The sequence below is a fragment of the Streptomyces sp. NPDC029151 genome (genome assembly GCF_055564315.1).
Genome location: NZ_JBVHWQ010000001.1, coordinates 769,423 through 784,063, shown reverse-complemented (window position 1 = coordinate 784,063; position 14,641 = coordinate 769,423). Strand labels below are relative to the sequence as shown.

The window sequence follows — 14,641 nt, the reverse complement described above, 5'->3', positions numbered from 1 at the left end:
GGGCCGCTCACGAGGACGCGAAGATCTGCTTCTTCTGGCGTTCGACGGACGACAGCAGGCCGTCCACGCCCTTGGGATCCTGGAGGAACTTCTGCAGGCCGGGCTGCATCACCGTGGAGGTGAAGTCGGGACGGCTGTCGCGGTCCATGAACTGGGTGAGGCTCCTGGCGCCGCCGATCATGTCGAACGCCTTCTTCTGCAGCGGCGAGTAGGCGGAGGTGTCGGCCTTGCCGGAGGCGGCCACCACGCTCGGGTCGGTCTTCAGGTACAGCTCCTCGGCCGCCGGGCTGCCCAGGTACTCCAGCAGCTTGACGACACCCGCGTGGTTCTTCGGGGACCTGCTGACCATGAAGCCGTCGGTGGGCGCCTCGACGGTGTCCTGGCCGTACGCGGAGTTGATCTCCGGGAAGGGGAAGAAGTCGAGGTCGTCCAGGTCCGCCGCGTCGGTGAACTGCTGGGCCACGAAGGAGCCGAGGAGGTACATGCCGGCCTTCTTCGCCACCAGGGTCTGTGCGGCGTCCTGCCAGGTACGGCCCATGAAGCCGTCCTGGTGGTAGGGGAGGATCTCGGCCCAGTGGTCGAAGACGTCCTTCACCTTGGCGTCGGTCCAGGACGCCTTGCCCGCCATCAGCCGGACGTGGAAGTCGTACCCGTTGAGGCGGAAGTTGATCTGGTCGAAGGTGCCCATCGCCGGCCAGGCGTCCTTGTCGCCGAAGGCGAGGGGGACCAGACCGTCCTTCTTCATCTGCTTGCACAGCGCGACGAATTCGTCCCACGTGGCGGGGATCCGGTATCCGTGCTGCCGGAAGACGCTCTTGCGGTAGAAGACCGCCCAGGGGTACGTCGTCATCGGCACGAAGTAGTACCTGCCGTCCTCGCCCTTGCTGAGCTTCTTCATCGCCTCGGGGAAGTCGTCCCCGATCTTCGCCCAGACGTCGTCGATCGGCGTGGCCAGCTTCTTCGCCGCGAAGAACTGCATGCGGTAACCGGCGAACCAGTTGAACACGTCGTCCGGAGTGCCCTGCAGGTACGAGTTGATCTGCTCCTGGAAGGTGTTGTGGTCCTTGGTGTTCACATCGACGGTGAGGCCCGACCGCTTCCTGAAGGCCGCGTAGACACTCTCGAACGCCTTCTTGGGCACCGCGTCCGAGGCGTTCGAACCGACGGTGACGGTCTTCGGGTCGGAGCCGGAACCGCTGCCTCCGCAGGCGGACAGCAGGGGTGTGCCGGCCCCGGCGAGCAGGGCGGCACCGCCCGCTCCGCGGAGCAGGGAGCGCCGGCTGGGACCGGGGACGGAAAGACCGGAGGGCGAGAGGCGCATGGCGGCTCCTGAGGAATGCAGGGTTCGGCCAAGGGGATGAGTTGATCACCGAAAGCTCTCCGAAACCGATCAGAAACCAACTCGACCGAACAGCGTGGGCGTAATAACAGCCCCATGTCCGCTCACGCGTCAATAGGTCCGGTCGCAACGGGAGGTCTCTTGCCTGAAACGTGATCCTCGCCGTCCGGGCCGTCCCGGCGGAACGGTTCCCCGGTGCCGGCGGACGCGCCCGGTGCCGTTCGGCGCGGGGTGCGGTCTACTGGGCTCGTGGCTCCCGGGTGAGGCCGGCGCGAGGGAAGAGCCCCTCATTTGTACTTACATTCGGACCACCGCGTGAAATGATGTCTTGACAAAGTATTGACAGCGGACCCGCCAGCGGCTTGTATCCCGTCCCGACGCCACCCCGCGTCCCTTGCCCCGTCGCACGCACAGTGAGGTGCAGGAAAGATGGACCGCTCTTCTCGACCCCGCTCCCGCAGAACGGCCCCCCTCGTGGCCGTGGCCGCCGCGGCAGCCCTCACCCTGGCCGGCTGTTCCAGCAGTTCCGGCGGCAAGAAGGCCGAGGAGGAAGCGGCGAACGCCTCCGCGGGCAAGGCGGACACCCCGCGCATGACCGTCGCGCTCGTCACCCACCAGGCGCCCGGTGACACCTTCTGGGACACCGTCCGCAAGGGGGCCGAGGCCGCCGCCGCCAAGGACAACGTCAAGCTGGTCTACTCCGCCGACCCCAACGCGGGCAACCAGGCGAACTACGTGCAGAACGCCATCGACCAGAAGGTCGACGGCATCGCGGTCACCCTGGCCAAGCCCGACGCGATGAAGGGTGTGATCGGCAAGGCCGGACAGGCCGGCATACCCGTGGTCGGCCTCAACTCGGGACTGAGCGACTGGAAGAAGCTCGGCCTGCTGGAGTTCTTCGGGCAGGACGAGAGCGTGGCGGGCGAGGCCTTCGGCAAGAAGCTGAACACCACGGGCGCCAAGAAGATCGTCTGCGTGATCCAGGAACAGGGCAACGTGGGCCTCACCCAGCGCTGCGACGGCGTGAAGAAGACCTTCGCCGGCACCACGGAGACCCTGTACGTGAACGGCACCGACATGCCGTCCGTGAAGTCGACCATCACGGCCAAGCTGAAGCAGGACAAGGACGTCGACACGGTCGTCACCCTCGGCGCCCCCTTCGCCCTCACCGCGGTGCAGTCGCTGGGCGACGCGGGCAGCAAGGCTCGGGTGGCCACCTTCGACCTCAACAAAGACCTGGTCAAGGCGGTGCAGAACGGGACCGTCGAGTTCGCCGTCGACCAGCAGCCCTACCTCCAGGGCTACCTGGCGGTCGACTCGCTGTGGCTCTACAAGAACAACGGCAACTACAGCGGCGGCGGGGAGAAGCCGGTGCTGACCGGCCCGGCCTTCGTCGACAAGTCCAACGTCGACAAGGTCGCCGAGTACGCCGCGAAGGGCACCCGGTGATGAGCATGACCCATCAGGCTGAGCCGGCGGTGGACAGGCCGCCGGCGTCCGGTCCGCAGCAGACCGACGGCCGCACCGCCCGGCGCTCGCCGGTCCTCGGGCTCCTGGCCCGGCCGGAGGTGGGTGTCTTCCTCGGCGCCGTCGCCGTCCTGGTCTTCTTCCTGATCACGGCTCCGCCGGTGCGCGACGGCAGCTCGATGGCGAACATCCTCTACCAGTCCTCGACCATCGGCATCATGGCCCTCCCGGTGGCCCTGCTGATGATCGGCGGCGAGTTCGACCTCTCCTCCGGAGTCGCCGTGCTCTCCTCGGCGCTCACCGCGAGCATGCTCAGCTACCAGCTGACCCTCAACGTGTGGACCGGTGTCATCGTCGCCCTGGCCGTGTCCCTCGCGATCGGCGCCTTCAACGGCTGGATGGTGGTGAAGACCGGGCTGCCCAGCTTCCTCGTCACCCTCGGCACCTTCCTGATCCTCCAGGGCGCCAACCTCGCCGTGACCAAGCTGGTCACCGGCAACGTCGCGACCGACGACATCAGCGACATGGACGGCTTCGGCCAGGCCAAGGCGGTCTTCGCCTCCACCTTCGGCGTCGGCGGGGTCCAGGTGAAGATCACCATCGTCTGGTGGCTGGTCTTCGCGGCGCTCGCCACCTGGGTGCTGCTGCGCACCAGGTACGGCAACTGGATCTTCGCCGTCGGCGGCAGCAAGGACAGCGCCCGCGCGGTCGGCGTCCCGGTGAGGTTCACGAAGATCTCGCTGTTCATGCTGGTCGGCTTCGGCGCCTGGTTCGTCGGCATGCACAACCTGTTCTCGTTCAACACCGTGCAGTCCGGCGAGGGCGTCGGCCAGGAGCTGATCTACATCGCCGCGGCCGTCATCGGCGGCTGCCTGCTCACCGGCGGCTACGGCTCCGCGATCGGCCCGGTCTTCGGCGCCTTCATGTTCGGCATGGTGCAGCAGGGCATCGTCTACGCCGGCTGGAACCCCGACTGGTTCAAGGCCTTCCTCGGCGTGATGCTCCTCGGCGCCGTCCTGATCAATCTGTGGGTCCAGCGCACGGCGACCCGGAGGTGAAACGATGACCGACGACACCACCCACGGCACCGTCCTGAAGGACTCCCCGCCCGCCGACGGCGGCCCCCTCGTCGAACTGCGCGGCGCCGGCAAGTCCTACGGCAACATCCGCGCCCTGCACGGCGTCGACCTGACGGTCCACGCCGGCCGGGTCACCTGCGTGCTCGGCGACAACGGCGCCGGCAAGTCCACCCTCATCAAGATCATCTCCGGGCTGCACCAGCACACCGAGGGCGAGTTCCTCGTCGACGGCACCCCGGTGCGCTTCTCCACCCCGCGCGAGGCCCTCGACCGGGGCATCGCCACCGTCTACCAGGACCTCGCCACCGTCCCGTTGATGCCGGTGTGGCGGAACTTCTTCCTCGGCTCCGAGATGACCAGGGGCCCCTGGCCGCTGCGCCGCCTCGACATCGCCCGCATGAAGGAGACCGCCGACCGGGAACTGCGCAACATGGGCATCGTCCTGGACGACCTGGAACAGCCCATCGGCACGCTCTCCGGCGGCCAGCGCCAGTGCGTGGCCATCGCCCGCGCCGTCTACTTCGGCGCCCGCGTCCTCATCCTGGACGAGCCGACCGCCGCCCTCGGCGTCAAGCAGTCCGGCGTGGTCCTGAAGTACATCGCCGCCGCCCGTGACCGCGGCCTCGGCGTCATCTTCATCACCCACAACCCCCACCACGCCTACATGGTCGGCGACCACTTCAGCGTCCTGCGCCTCGGCACCCTGGAACTGAGCGCCGAACGCAGCGGGATCAGCCTCGAAGAACTCACCAACCACATGGCCGGCGGCGCCGAACTCGCCGCGCTCAAGCACGAACTGGCCCAGGTGCGCGGCGTCGACACCGAGGAGCTGCCCGAGGAGGGCGACCTCACCGCACCCGTGGCGACCACCCCCGAAGGGACCTCCTGACCATGCCCCACGCCCTCGACCGCATCCGGGTCGGATCCGCCCCCGACTCCTGGGGCGTCTGGTTCCCCGACGACCCGCAGCAGGTGCCCTGGGAACGCTTCCTGGACGAGGTCGCCGAGGCCGGCTACGACTGGATCGAACTGGGCCCCTACGGCTACCTGCCCACCGACCCCGCCCGCCTCGCCGACGAGGTGGCCAGGCGGAACCTGAAGGTCTCGGCGGGCACGGTCTTCACCGGCATGCACCGCGGCCCCGCCGTCTGGGAGGAGACCTGGGCACACGTCAGCCAGGTCGCCGCGCTCACCCAGGCGATGGGCGCCGGGCACCTGGTGGTGATCCCCTCCTTCTGGCGGGACGACAAGACCGCCGAGATCCTGGAGCCGCCCGAGCTGACCGCCGAGCAGTGGGCGCTCCTGACCAAGGGCATGGAACGGCTCGGCCACGAGGTCAGGGAGAACTACGGCCTGGAGATCGTGGTGCACCCGCACGCCGACACCCACATCGACACCGAGGAGCACGTCGAGCGCTTCCTGGACTCGACCGACTCCGAGCTGGTCAACCTGTGCCTGGACACCGGACACTACGCCTACTGCGGCGGGGACAGCGTCAAGCTGATCGAGACCTACGGCGAGCGCATCGGGTACCTGCACCTCAAGCAGGTCGACCCGGAGATCCTCGCCGACGTCGTCGCGGGCGGGGTGCCGTTCGGACCCGCGGTGCGGCGCGGGGTGATGTGCGAACCGCCCGGCGGGGTCCCGGAACTCGGGCCGGTGCTCCAGGCGGCGCAGCGGCTGGGCGTGGAGCTGTTCGCGATCGTCGAGCAGGACATGTACCCCTGCGAGCCGGACAAGCCGCTGCCGATCGCCGTACGCACCCGGCGCTTCCTGCGGTCCTGCGGGGCCTGAGGCGCCGGCCGGCCGGACGGAACCGGGCCCCGGTGAGGACCGCGGCCCGGTTCCTTCGCTGTTCCTGAAGATTCGGGCACCGGGTGGCCGGGAACCAACGGGGGCACGCGGGCGTTCTGACAGACAACGGGGAACGCCCGCGCAGACGGGAGGACGAGATGACACACCGTACGGAAGCTCGCAGCACCCCCCAGGAGCCCGCCGACGCCGCGGCCCTGCGCCGCGACCGCTTCGGCGCGCTGCCCGAGCGGATACGCCCCGAGGACACGGTGGAGACGAGGCCGGCGACGGCGCCGGACCCGGCGCGGGACACCTACAACCCGGACGAGTGGCTGATCCGGTACTGCGGCTGACCGGGGCGCCCACCCGCGGCCGACCGGAAGGCGCACCAGGGCCGTTCGGCGGGCGGACCACGGCCGGCCGGCACACGGATGGCGCCGGGCACCCGCCCGGCGCCGTCGTCCCGGCTCAGCCCTGCCGGACCTCCGCCGGTGTCACCGGGCGGTGCTCGCGCAGGGACAACGTGCAGGCCTCGGCGATCCAGCCGGCCTCCAGGGCGTCCTCGACGGTGCACGGGGAGAGCCGGGTGCCGGCCACGACCTCCGTGAACGCGGTCAGTTCGGCGCGGTAGGCGTCCGCGAAACGGTCCATGAAGAAGTCGTGCGGGGGGCCGGGCGGGAAGCTCACACCGGGCTCGACCGAGCGCAGCGGCAGTTTGTCGTCCAGGCCCACGGCGATGGAGTCGGCGAAGCCGTGCAGTTCCATGCGGACGTCGTAACCACGCCCGTTGTGCCGGGAGTTGGACACCACCGCGATGGTGCCGTCGTCCAGGGTCAGGAGGGCCCCGGTGGTGTCCGCGTCGCCCGCCGCCCTGATGTGGTCGGCGCCCCGGTTGCCGCCCACCGCGTACACCTCGGCGACCTCACGGCCCGTCACCCAGCGGATGATGTCGAAGTCGTGCACCGAGCAGTCGCGGAAGATGCCGCCGGACGCGGCGACGTACGCGGCCGGCGGCGGCGCCGGGTCCAGGGTCGTGGACCGGACGGTGTGCAGCGTGCCGAGCTCGCCGGCCTGTACGGCGGCCCGCGCGGCGGCGAAGCCCGCGTCGAACCGCCGGTTGAAGCCGATCTGGATCGGCACGTCGCTGCCCTGGACGGCCTTGAGGACCTCGACGCCCTCGCGCATCGTCCTGGCGACGGGCTTCTCGCAGAAGACCGGGACGCCGGCCTCGACACCGGCCAGGATCAGGGCGGGGTGGGCGTCGGTGGCCGCCGCGACGACGACGCCGTCCACGCCGGCCGCGAGCAGGGCCTGCGGCGAGTCCGCGACCTCGGCCCCGAACCGCTCGGCGGCGGCCTCGGCCGCGTCCGCGAACGGGTCGGCGACGACGAGCGACTCGACGGCGTCGAGGCCGTAGAGGGTCTCGGCGTGGAAGGCGCCGATACGGCCGAGGCCGAGGATTCCGATACGCATGCGGTGCTGCTCCTGGGTGGGTGCGCAGTTGTGGTCGGGGCCGCCGGGCGACCGGGCCGCCTGTCGTCCAGTGGACGTCCCATGACCGGCCTCGGCTGCCCCGGCGTTCAGTCGCCGTCCGTGGGCCCACCGGAGCGCTTTCGGCCAGGGGGACGGCGCGGCCCTGCCATTCTTGTCAGTACAAACCCCTCGAACAACCAGCAGCGAGCCATCAAAAACCCCTCACGCAGCAGAGGAGCCCGTCCATGGGCCACCCGTTCCCGATCCGGGAGATCGCACGTCAGGCCGGTCTCAGCGAGGCCACCGTGGACCGGGTGCTGAACGGCAGGGGAGGAGTGCGGGAGAGCACCGCGCGCGAGGTGCACCGGGCCATCGCCGACCTCGACCGCCAGCGCACCCAGGTCCGGCTGGTCGGCCGCACCTTCATGGTCGACATCGTGGCGCAGGCGCCCGAGCGGTTCACCACCGCGGTCCGCGCCGCCCTGGAGGCCGAACTTCCGGCCCTGCACCCGGCCGTCGTCCGCTCCCGCTTCCACTTCCGCGAGACCGGCCCGGTGCGGGAACTGGCCGGCACGCTGGACCGGATCGCCCGGCGCGGATCGCAGGGCGTGATCCTCAAGGCGCCGGACGTGCCGGAGGTCACCGCGGCCGTGGGCCGGCTCGCCGCCGCCGGCGTCCCGGTCGTCACCCTCGTCACCGACCTGCCCGCGAGCGGACGCGTCGGCTACGTCGGCATCGACAACCGGGCGGCCGGCGCGACCGCCGCCTACCTGATGGGCCAGTGGCTCGGCGACCGGCCCGGCAACGTCCTCACCAGCCTCAGCAGCGGCTTCTTCCGCAACGAGGAGGAGCGCGAGATGGGATTCCGCAGCGTGATGCGGGTACGGCACCCGCACCGCGCGCTGGTGGAGATCGCCGAGGGGCAGGGCCTGGACGCCACGCAGTACGACCTGGTCCGCGCCGCCCTCCGGCGCGACCCGGAGATCCGCGCGGTGTACTCCATCGGCGGCGGCAACAACGCCACCCTCCGGGCCTTCGCCGACCTCGGCCGCGACTGCGCGGTGTACGTCGCGCACGACCTGGACCACGACAACACCCGCCTGCTGCGCGAACACCGCCTGTCCGCCGTGCTCCACCACGACCTGCGGCACGATCTGCGCGAGGCCTGCCACGAGGTGATGCGCTTCCACGGTGCCCTGCCGCCGGCCGGACCGGTCCTGCCGTCCGCGATCCAGGTGGTCACGCCGTACAACCTGCCTACGACCCCGGCAGGCTGACCCACCGGCCGCTCGCCGCCGACTCCGCCATCGCGTCGAGCACGGTGGCGGCCCGCACCGCGTCCGCCAGGGTGGTGCCGTGGGGCGTGCCCTCGGCGATGGAGCGGACGAAACGGTAGGCCTCGATCACCTTGAGGTCGTCGTAGCCCATCGCGTTGGCCGCGCCCGGCTGGAACGCGGCGAACTCGCCGGCGCCGGGGCCGACGTACACCGTGCTCACCGGCTGGTCCTGGTACGTCGTGCCCCGGCTCACCCTGAGCTCGTTCATCCGGCGGAAGTCCCAGAACACCGCGCCCCGGGTGCCGTGCACCTCGAAGCCGTAGGCGTTCTGTTCGCCGACCGAGACCCGGCAGGCCTCCAGGACGCCGCGGGCGCCGGAGGCGAAGCGGAACAGACAGCCGACGTAGTCCTCGTTCTCGACCGGCCCCGGCTCGCCGCCGGAGGCGAGGGTGTGACCGGCCGTGGCACCGCCCGGGCGGGCGCGTTCCGGGACGAAGACCGCCGTGTCGGCGGTGAGCGAGGCGATGTCGCCGAGCAGGAAACGGGCCAGGTCGGTGCCGTGCGAGGCGAGGTCGCCGAGCACCCCGCTGCCGCCGCGCTCACGCTCGTACCGCCAGGTCAGGGCGGACTCCGGATGGGCGGCGTAGTCGCTGAAGAGGCGGATGCGCACGTGGGTGACGGTGCCGATCTCGCCGGAGGAGATCAGCTCACGGGCGGCCTCCACGGCGGGCGCGTTGCGGTAGTTGAAGCCGACCGTCCCCTGGACGCCGGCCTCGGCGACGGCGTCGGCGACCGCGCGGGCGTCCCCGGCGGTCAGGCCCACCGGCTTCTCGATCCACAGGTGCTTGCCGGCTTCGGCCATCGCCACGCCGATCTCCCGGTGCAGGAAGTTCGGCGCGGTGACGCTCACGGCCCGGACGCGCGGGTCGGCGGCCACCTCGCGCCAGTCGCGGGTCGCCGAGGCGAACCCGAACCGCTCGGCGGCCTCCTCCGCCCGCCCGGGCACCTCCTCGGCGACCGACACCAGCCGGGGTCGCAGCGGGAGCTTCGGGTAGTGGTGCGGGAGGCGGGCGTAGGCCTGGGTGTGGACCCGGCCCATCCAGCCGAAACCGATGACGGCGACACCGAGCGCATCCACCATGACAGCCCTCTCTCTGGCCTGTTTGGACCGGTCCATCTCGCTCAGGGGCCACCTTTGTTCGGACATGGCCTGGGTGTCAACCCTTTGACAGCCCGGCACGTCGCGTGGAACGGTCCATGCCGTGAGGTTCCTGCCGTGAGACCGCCGACCATCCGTGACGTGGCGGAACGCGCCGGCGTGTCCAAGTCGCTCGTGTCCCTGGTGCTGCGCGGGTCCGGCCCGGTGCGGCCCGAGAAGCGGGAGGCCGTCCTGCGGGCCGTGCGCGAGCTGGGCTACCGGCCGAACGCGGCCGCCCGCAGCCTCAGCGAGCAGCGCACCCGCACGGTCGGCGTCCTCCTGGACGACCTGCGCAACCCCTGGTTCGTGGAACTGCTCGACGGGCTCAACGCCCCGCTGCGCGCGGCCGGTCTGCACATGCTGCTGGCCGACGCCCGGCTGAACCGCCGGATGGGCCACGACCTCGCCGAACCCTTCCTGGACCTGGGCGTCGACGGCCTGGTGGTCGTCGGCACGGTCCCGGACGCGGGTGCGCTCGGCGCGCTCGCGCGGCGGATGCCGGTGGTGGTGGCGGGCGCGCGCGAGGAGCAGCCGCCGGAGGTGGACGTCGTCGCCGGTGACGACGAACGCGGTGCCCGGCTCGCCACCGAGCACCTCCTCGGGCTCGGCCACCGCCGGATCGCGCACCTCGCCGGCCACGGCGCCGTCGGCGCACTGCGCCGGCGGGGCTACGAGGCGGCGATGCGGGCGCACGGCGCCCGACCGCTGGTCGAGCCCGGCGACCTGACCGAGGAGGGCGGCTACCGCGGGACCGTACGCCTGCTCAGCCGCCCCGAGCGGCCCACCGCGCTGCTCGCCGTCAACGACATGGCCGCGGTGGGGGCGCTGTCGGCGGCCGGGGAGCTGGGGCTGCGGGTGCCCCGGGACCTGTCGGTGACCGGGTACGACAACACCGGCATCTCCCGGCTCCGGCACGTCTGGCTGACCACCGTCGACACCTCGCCGCACGAGATGGGCCGACGCGCCGCCCGCTGCCTGCTGGACCGCTTCGACGCGCCGGCGGGCCAGGGGCGGGTGCAGCTGGCGGTGCCGGCCCTGGAGATCCGGGGGACGACGGGGCCGCCCGGGGACGGCCTCAGAGGTTGACGGCGTAGGCCTTGCGCAGTGTCTCGTGCACGGTCCACGTCGTACGGTCGCCCGCGCGGAGCACGGCCATGTCGCCGGGTCCCACCGTCAGCGTCGGTCCGTCCGCCACCTCGATCGTCGCCGAGCCGCTGATCACCACGAAGAGTTCGTCCGCCTCCGTGTCGGTGACCACGCCCGGGGTGATCTGCCAGATCCCGCGGACCTGCCGGCCGTCCGCCGACTCCCAGACCACCTTCCCGGTCACCTCCGGGCTCCCGGAGACGATCTGCCCCGGGTCCAGGGGCTCGGGTTCGAGGTCGGCGTCGGGGATGTGGAGCGCGAAGCTGTGCGTCATGGGGCCGACCCTAGTGGGCGTGCGGGGCGTGCCGCCGTGGACAGTGTGTGGGGCGTCGGGCGTGGTGGGAGGACACTTCGTCGGGCGGGACGAGGCGGGACCGCCCGGAGCGGCCGGGTGCGCGGCGGGGTGCGCGGCGAGGGGAACGGGCGGAGTGGCGGGGGCGCGGGGCGCGGGTGATCGTGGGGAGATGGCTGACTCCACGGCGGCCGGTACCGCACCGCCCCGGCAGCACGACACCCGCGAGATCGTCCTCTTCGGCGGGGTGTACGGCGCCGTCCTCGCCAGCTCGATGGTCGCGGCGCTCACGCAGTACGGGCACACCTCCGCCGAGGTCCGCGGCTACGACGCCGCCTGGGTGCTGGTGACCGCGTGCGCCTCCGCCCTCGCCCACGGCTACGCCCACTACATCGCCGAGCGCACCCCGCACCGCCGCGGGGACGCCCTGCTCGCGATGCGCAACGAGTGGCCGCTCGTCACGGCCGTGCTGCCCACGGTCTTCCTGCTCGCGGGCGCGCGCTGGGGGTGGTGGCCGGCCAAGGGTGTCGAGTACGCCGCCTTCGTCCTCAACATCGTCATCCTCTTCGGGCTCGGCCTGGTCACCGCCCGCTGGTCGGCACGGAGCTGGCCGGTCGCCGTCCTCGTGGGACTGGGGGACGCGCTGCTGGGGCTGGTCGTGGTCGTGGCGAACGCGTTGATCAAGTAGCCGGACGCACTCGGCGGGCGGTGCGGAGCCCGTCCGGGGCGATCGGCGGGGCCGGGTCGCGCCGGGCGTCGTTCCGGAGCCGCGCGCCGGCGCCAAGACGCTGCCCACCCCGGGTGCCGCCCTCGGCGCGCCGGCCTGCGGACTCCTCACGCCGTGGCATGACGCGCAGGGGCAGACGCCCGTCGCGGCCGGTCCCTCCGGCATCGCCTTCGCCTTCGCCTTCGCCTTCGCATTCGCCTCGACGCCGACCGCGTCGTCGGCAGCGTCCCGACGGAGCGGCCGAGCGCCGCGTCCGGCGCCGCCCTCCTGGTCCCGGTCCGCCGCGCCCCCGCCACGACGGCCCCCGTACCGGCCCCGACACGGGCACCCGCCCGGGTGCGGTAGTGTTGACCTGCGCGATCACGCGGAACTACGCGTGAGACCGCGACGGGACGTGGCGCAGCTTGGTAGCGCACTTGACTGGGGGTCAAGGGGTCGCAGGTTCAAATCCTGTCGTCCCGACGGGAGCGACGCTCCGAGGTCGCAGACAAGGGTCCTGCCTCACCGTGGTGAGGCAGGACCCTTGGTCGTTCCCCGGGGCCCCACATCCCCACGGAATCCCTGACGGGTGGGGCCGGCGGGCGTCGGCACAGGAGCTGTTGCTTTGGCCGGGGGGTGCGTACACTCCACTGCGAAGTGTGATCATCGCGGTCGGAGGACGCGGCATGGGTGCACCTGGGACTCCTCGGCGTGAAGTGGTCACGGGGGTCCCGCGCGGCGGCCGTGTGGTCCGGGCAGGGAGTACGGGGCCCGGTTCCGCTGTGGACCCCCTCACTCTGCGGCTTCTGATGCGACGTCAACTCCGCCTCGCCCTCACGGCCTTCGGTGTGCTCGTCGCCCTGCTCGGGCTGCTGCCCCTCGCCTTCACCGCCTTGCCCGACCCGGCGGACTCGCCGGGCAGCGCGCTGATCGTGTGGGCCGTCCTCGGTGTCGCCGCCTATCCCGCCCTCGTCGTCATCGGCCGGTGGTACGTCGTACGCGCCGAACGCAACGAACGGGCCGCCGCGGACCGCACCGAAGGAGCCTGACGGTGACCGGCGTCCGGCGTGACCGGTCCGGCCGCGCGTCCGGGGCGGCCGGGTGAACCAGGCGTACGGCATCGTGGCCGTGTCGGCGGCGGTCGTCGCGACCCTGGTGATCGGTGCGACGGGACTGCGCATCTCCCGCACCACCTCCGACTTCTACGTCGCCTCCCGTACCGTCCCGCCGTACCTCAACGCCATGGCCATCAGCGGCGAGTACCTCTCCGCGGCCTCGTTCCTCGGCATCGCGGGGCTCGTCGCCGCCCAGGGCGTCGAGATGCTCTGGTTCCCCGTCGGCTACGCCGCCGGCCATCTCGTCCTGCTGGTCTTCGTCGCCGCCCCGCTGCGCCGCTCCGGGGCCTACACGCTGCCCGACTTCGCCGACTCACGGCTGGAGTCCCGCGCCGCCCGGCGCGTGGCCGGAGCGCTCGTCGTCGGTGTCGGCTGGCTGTACCTGCTGCCCCAGCTCCAGGGCGCGGGCCTCACCCTCGGACTGGTCACCGGCGCACCGCACTGGTTCGGCGGGGTCCTCGTCGCCGTCGTCGTCACCCTGGCCGTGACCGCCGGCGGCATGCGCGGCATCACCTTCGTCCAGGCCTTCCAGTACTGCCTGAAACTGACCGCGCTCCTGGTGCCCGCCGTCTTCCTGGTCCTCGCCTGGCACGGCGACCCGCGGCCCGCCGGCGCCCTCGACGAGCCGCCCACCTTCCGCCGGCACACGCAGGTCACCGTCGAGACCACCGTCCGGATCCGGATCGCGGCGCCGCTGCCGGCCGTCGTGACCGGTGCCGTGGACGGGCGGGGGTACGACGACGGCCGCCTGGTGCTGGACGCCGGCGTGCACGAGGTGCGGGGCGGGACGACGCTCCGGTTCGCGCCCGGCACACCCGTGCCCGAGCGCGAGAGCGGGGACGGGCGGCGGGACGGGGCCTCCGGCTGGGCGGCGCCGCTGCCGGGCGGCCGGGACGGTCATCCGCTCTACGCGACGTACGGGCTGATCTTCGCCACCTTCCTCGGCACCATGGGGCTGCCGCACGTCCTCGTCCGTTTCTACACCAACCCCGACGGCCGCACCGCCCGGCGCACCACCGTCATCGTGCTCGCCCTGGTCGGCGGCTTCTACCTGCTGCCGCCCCTGTACGGCCTGCTCGGCCGGATCTACGCCCCCGACCTGCTGCTCACCGGCACCACCGACGCCGCCGTGCTCGTCCTGCCCGAACGTCTCGTCGGTGGCCTCGGCGGCGACCTGCTCGGCGCCCTCGTCGCCGCCGGCGCCTGTGCCGCCTTCCTGTCCACCGCCTCCGGGCTCACCCTGTCCGTCGCCGGCGTGCTCAGCCAGGACGTGCTGCCCTCGCTCGGCGTGCACCGCTTCCGGCCGGCGACGCTCCTGGCGGTCGCCGTACCCGCCACGGTGAGCGTGGCCGCCGGCAAACTCCCCGTGGCCAACGCCGTGGGACTCGCCTTCGCGGTGGCCGCCTCCTCCTTCTGCCCGCTTCTGCTCCTCGGCATCTGGTGGCGCGGCCTCACCCCGCCGGGCGCCATCGCGGGACTGCTCACCGGCGGCGGCAGCGCCCTCACCGCGGTCGCCCTGACCATCGCCGGACCCCTGACCGGTCCTCTGTCCGACGGCTGGGCGCACACCCTGCTCGCCTGGCCGGCCGTGTGGTCGGTACCGCTCGGCTTCCTGACCATGATCCTTGTCTCGCTCGCCACCCGGGACCGGATCCCGGCCGGCACCGAGGCCGTCATGGCCCGCCTCCACCTGCCCGAACGTCCCGCCGGCCACGACGTGCCCGCCGCTCGCCGAGGAGTGACCGCCCCATGACG

At 72.1% G+C, this 14,641-nt stretch carries 14 protein-coding genes and 1 tRNA gene; 11 read left to right on the top strand and 4 right to left on the bottom strand.

Annotated elements, in window-relative coordinates:
* Positions 1 to 7 precede the first annotated feature (7 nt).
* Complete coding sequence (locus ACZ4VF_RS02875) at positions 8 to 1,321, bottom strand: ABC transporter substrate-binding protein (protein WP_467922744.1); 1,314 nt, start codon at positions 1,319 to 1,321, stop codon at positions 8 to 10.
* Between the two features lie 447 nt (positions 1,322 to 1,768).
* On the opposite strand from ACZ4VF_RS02875, the gene ACZ4VF_RS02870 reads away from it, so the two are divergent.
* The 5 genes from ACZ4VF_RS02870 to ACZ4VF_RS02850 all read left to right on the top strand — a co-directional run bounded on the left by ACZ4VF_RS02870 (position 1,769) and on the right by ACZ4VF_RS02850 (position 6,032).
* Positions 1,769 to 2,788 carry a sugar ABC transporter substrate-binding protein gene (locus ACZ4VF_RS02870; RefSeq protein ID WP_467922742.1) on the top strand — a complete coding sequence of 340 codons (1,020 nt, stop codon included), beginning with the start codon at positions 1,769 to 1,771 and terminating at the stop codon, positions 2,786 to 2,788.
* Positions 2,788 to 3,864, top strand: coding sequence for an ABC transporter permease (locus tag ACZ4VF_RS02865; RefSeq protein ID WP_467922741.1), 1,077 nt, complete (start codon positions 2,788 to 2,790; stop codon positions 3,862 to 3,864). The genes ACZ4VF_RS02870 and ACZ4VF_RS02865 overlap by 1 nt, the downstream gene beginning before the upstream one ends.
* Before the next feature lie 4 nt (positions 3,865 to 3,868).
* Positions 3,869 to 4,774 carry an ATP-binding cassette domain-containing protein gene (locus ACZ4VF_RS02860; RefSeq protein ID WP_467922740.1) on the top strand — a complete coding sequence of 302 codons (906 nt, stop codon included), beginning with the start codon at positions 3,869 to 3,871 and terminating at the stop codon, positions 4,772 to 4,774.
* 2 nt (positions 4,775 to 4,776) lie between these two features.
* Positions 4,777 to 5,679, top strand: coding sequence for a sugar phosphate isomerase/epimerase family protein (locus ACZ4VF_RS02855; RefSeq protein WP_467922738.1), 903 nt, complete (start codon positions 4,777 to 4,779; stop codon positions 5,677 to 5,679).
* Between the two features lie 158 nt (positions 5,680 to 5,837).
* Positions 5,838 to 6,032: a hypothetical protein gene (locus tag ACZ4VF_RS02850; RefSeq protein ID WP_467922737.1), complete on the top strand. Its 195-nt coding sequence runs from the start codon at positions 5,838 to 5,840 to the stop codon at positions 6,030 to 6,032.
* A 115-nt stretch (positions 6,033 to 6,147) separates the two neighbouring features.
* On the opposite strand, the gene ACZ4VF_RS02845 is transcribed toward ACZ4VF_RS02850, so the two are convergent.
* The gene (locus ACZ4VF_RS02845; RefSeq protein WP_467922735.1) at positions 6,148 to 7,152 is read right to left on the bottom strand and encodes a Gfo/Idh/MocA family protein; all 1,005 of its coding nucleotides are present in this window, start codon (positions 7,150 to 7,152) and stop codon (positions 6,148 to 6,150) included.
* 245 nt (positions 7,153 to 7,397) lie between these two features.
* On the opposite strand from ACZ4VF_RS02845, the gene ACZ4VF_RS02840 reads away from it, so the two are divergent.
* Positions 7,398 to 8,429 carry a LacI family DNA-binding transcriptional regulator gene (locus tag ACZ4VF_RS02840; protein WP_467922733.1) on the top strand — a complete coding sequence of 344 codons (1,032 nt, stop codon included), beginning with the start codon at positions 7,398 to 7,400 and terminating at the stop codon, positions 8,427 to 8,429.
* Here the strand turns inward: ACZ4VF_RS02840 and ACZ4VF_RS02835 are convergent.
* Positions 8,410 to 9,570: a Gfo/Idh/MocA family protein gene (locus ACZ4VF_RS02835; RefSeq protein ID WP_467922732.1), complete on the bottom strand. Its 1,161-nt coding sequence runs from the start codon at positions 9,568 to 9,570 to the stop codon at positions 8,410 to 8,412. The two genes, ACZ4VF_RS02840 and ACZ4VF_RS02835, sit on opposite strands and share 20 nt — an antisense overlap.
* A gap of 135 nt (positions 9,571 to 9,705) precedes the next feature.
* Between ACZ4VF_RS02835 and ACZ4VF_RS02830 the strand changes: the two genes are divergently transcribed.
* Positions 9,706 to 10,713: a LacI family DNA-binding transcriptional regulator gene (locus ACZ4VF_RS02830; RefSeq protein ID WP_467922731.1), complete on the top strand. Its 1,008-nt coding sequence runs from the start codon at positions 9,706 to 9,708 to the stop codon at positions 10,711 to 10,713.
* Here the strand turns inward: ACZ4VF_RS02830 and ACZ4VF_RS02825 are convergent.
* Complete coding sequence (locus tag ACZ4VF_RS02825; RefSeq protein WP_467922730.1) at positions 10,703 to 11,047, bottom strand: cupin domain-containing protein; 345 nt, start codon at positions 11,045 to 11,047, stop codon at positions 10,703 to 10,705. The genes ACZ4VF_RS02830 and ACZ4VF_RS02825 overlap by 11 nt on opposite strands.
* A 190-nt stretch (positions 11,048 to 11,237) precedes the next feature.
* Here ACZ4VF_RS02825 and ACZ4VF_RS02820 point away from each other — a divergent pair, with 190 nt between their 5' ends.
* From ACZ4VF_RS02820 to ACZ4VF_RS02805, 4 genes are all read left to right on the top strand, one after another.
* Positions 11,238 to 11,753: a hypothetical protein gene (locus ACZ4VF_RS02820; protein ID WP_467922729.1), complete on the top strand. Its 516-nt coding sequence runs from the start codon at positions 11,238 to 11,240 to the stop codon at positions 11,751 to 11,753.
* A 427-nt stretch (positions 11,754 to 12,180) separates the two neighbouring features.
* A tRNA-Pro gene (locus ACZ4VF_RS02815) sits at positions 12,181 to 12,254 on the top strand.
* A 326-nt stretch (positions 12,255 to 12,580) separates the two neighbouring features.
* Complete coding sequence (locus ACZ4VF_RS02810; RefSeq protein ID WP_467922727.1) at positions 12,581 to 12,820, top strand: hypothetical protein; 240 nt, start codon at positions 12,581 to 12,583, stop codon at positions 12,818 to 12,820.
* 52 nt (positions 12,821 to 12,872) lie between these two features.
* A complete protein-coding gene (locus ACZ4VF_RS02805; protein WP_467922726.1) occupies positions 12,873 to 14,639 on the top strand; it encodes a sodium/solute symporter in 1,767 nt (588 codons plus the stop codon).
* Positions 14,640 to 14,641 lie beyond the last annotated feature (2 nt).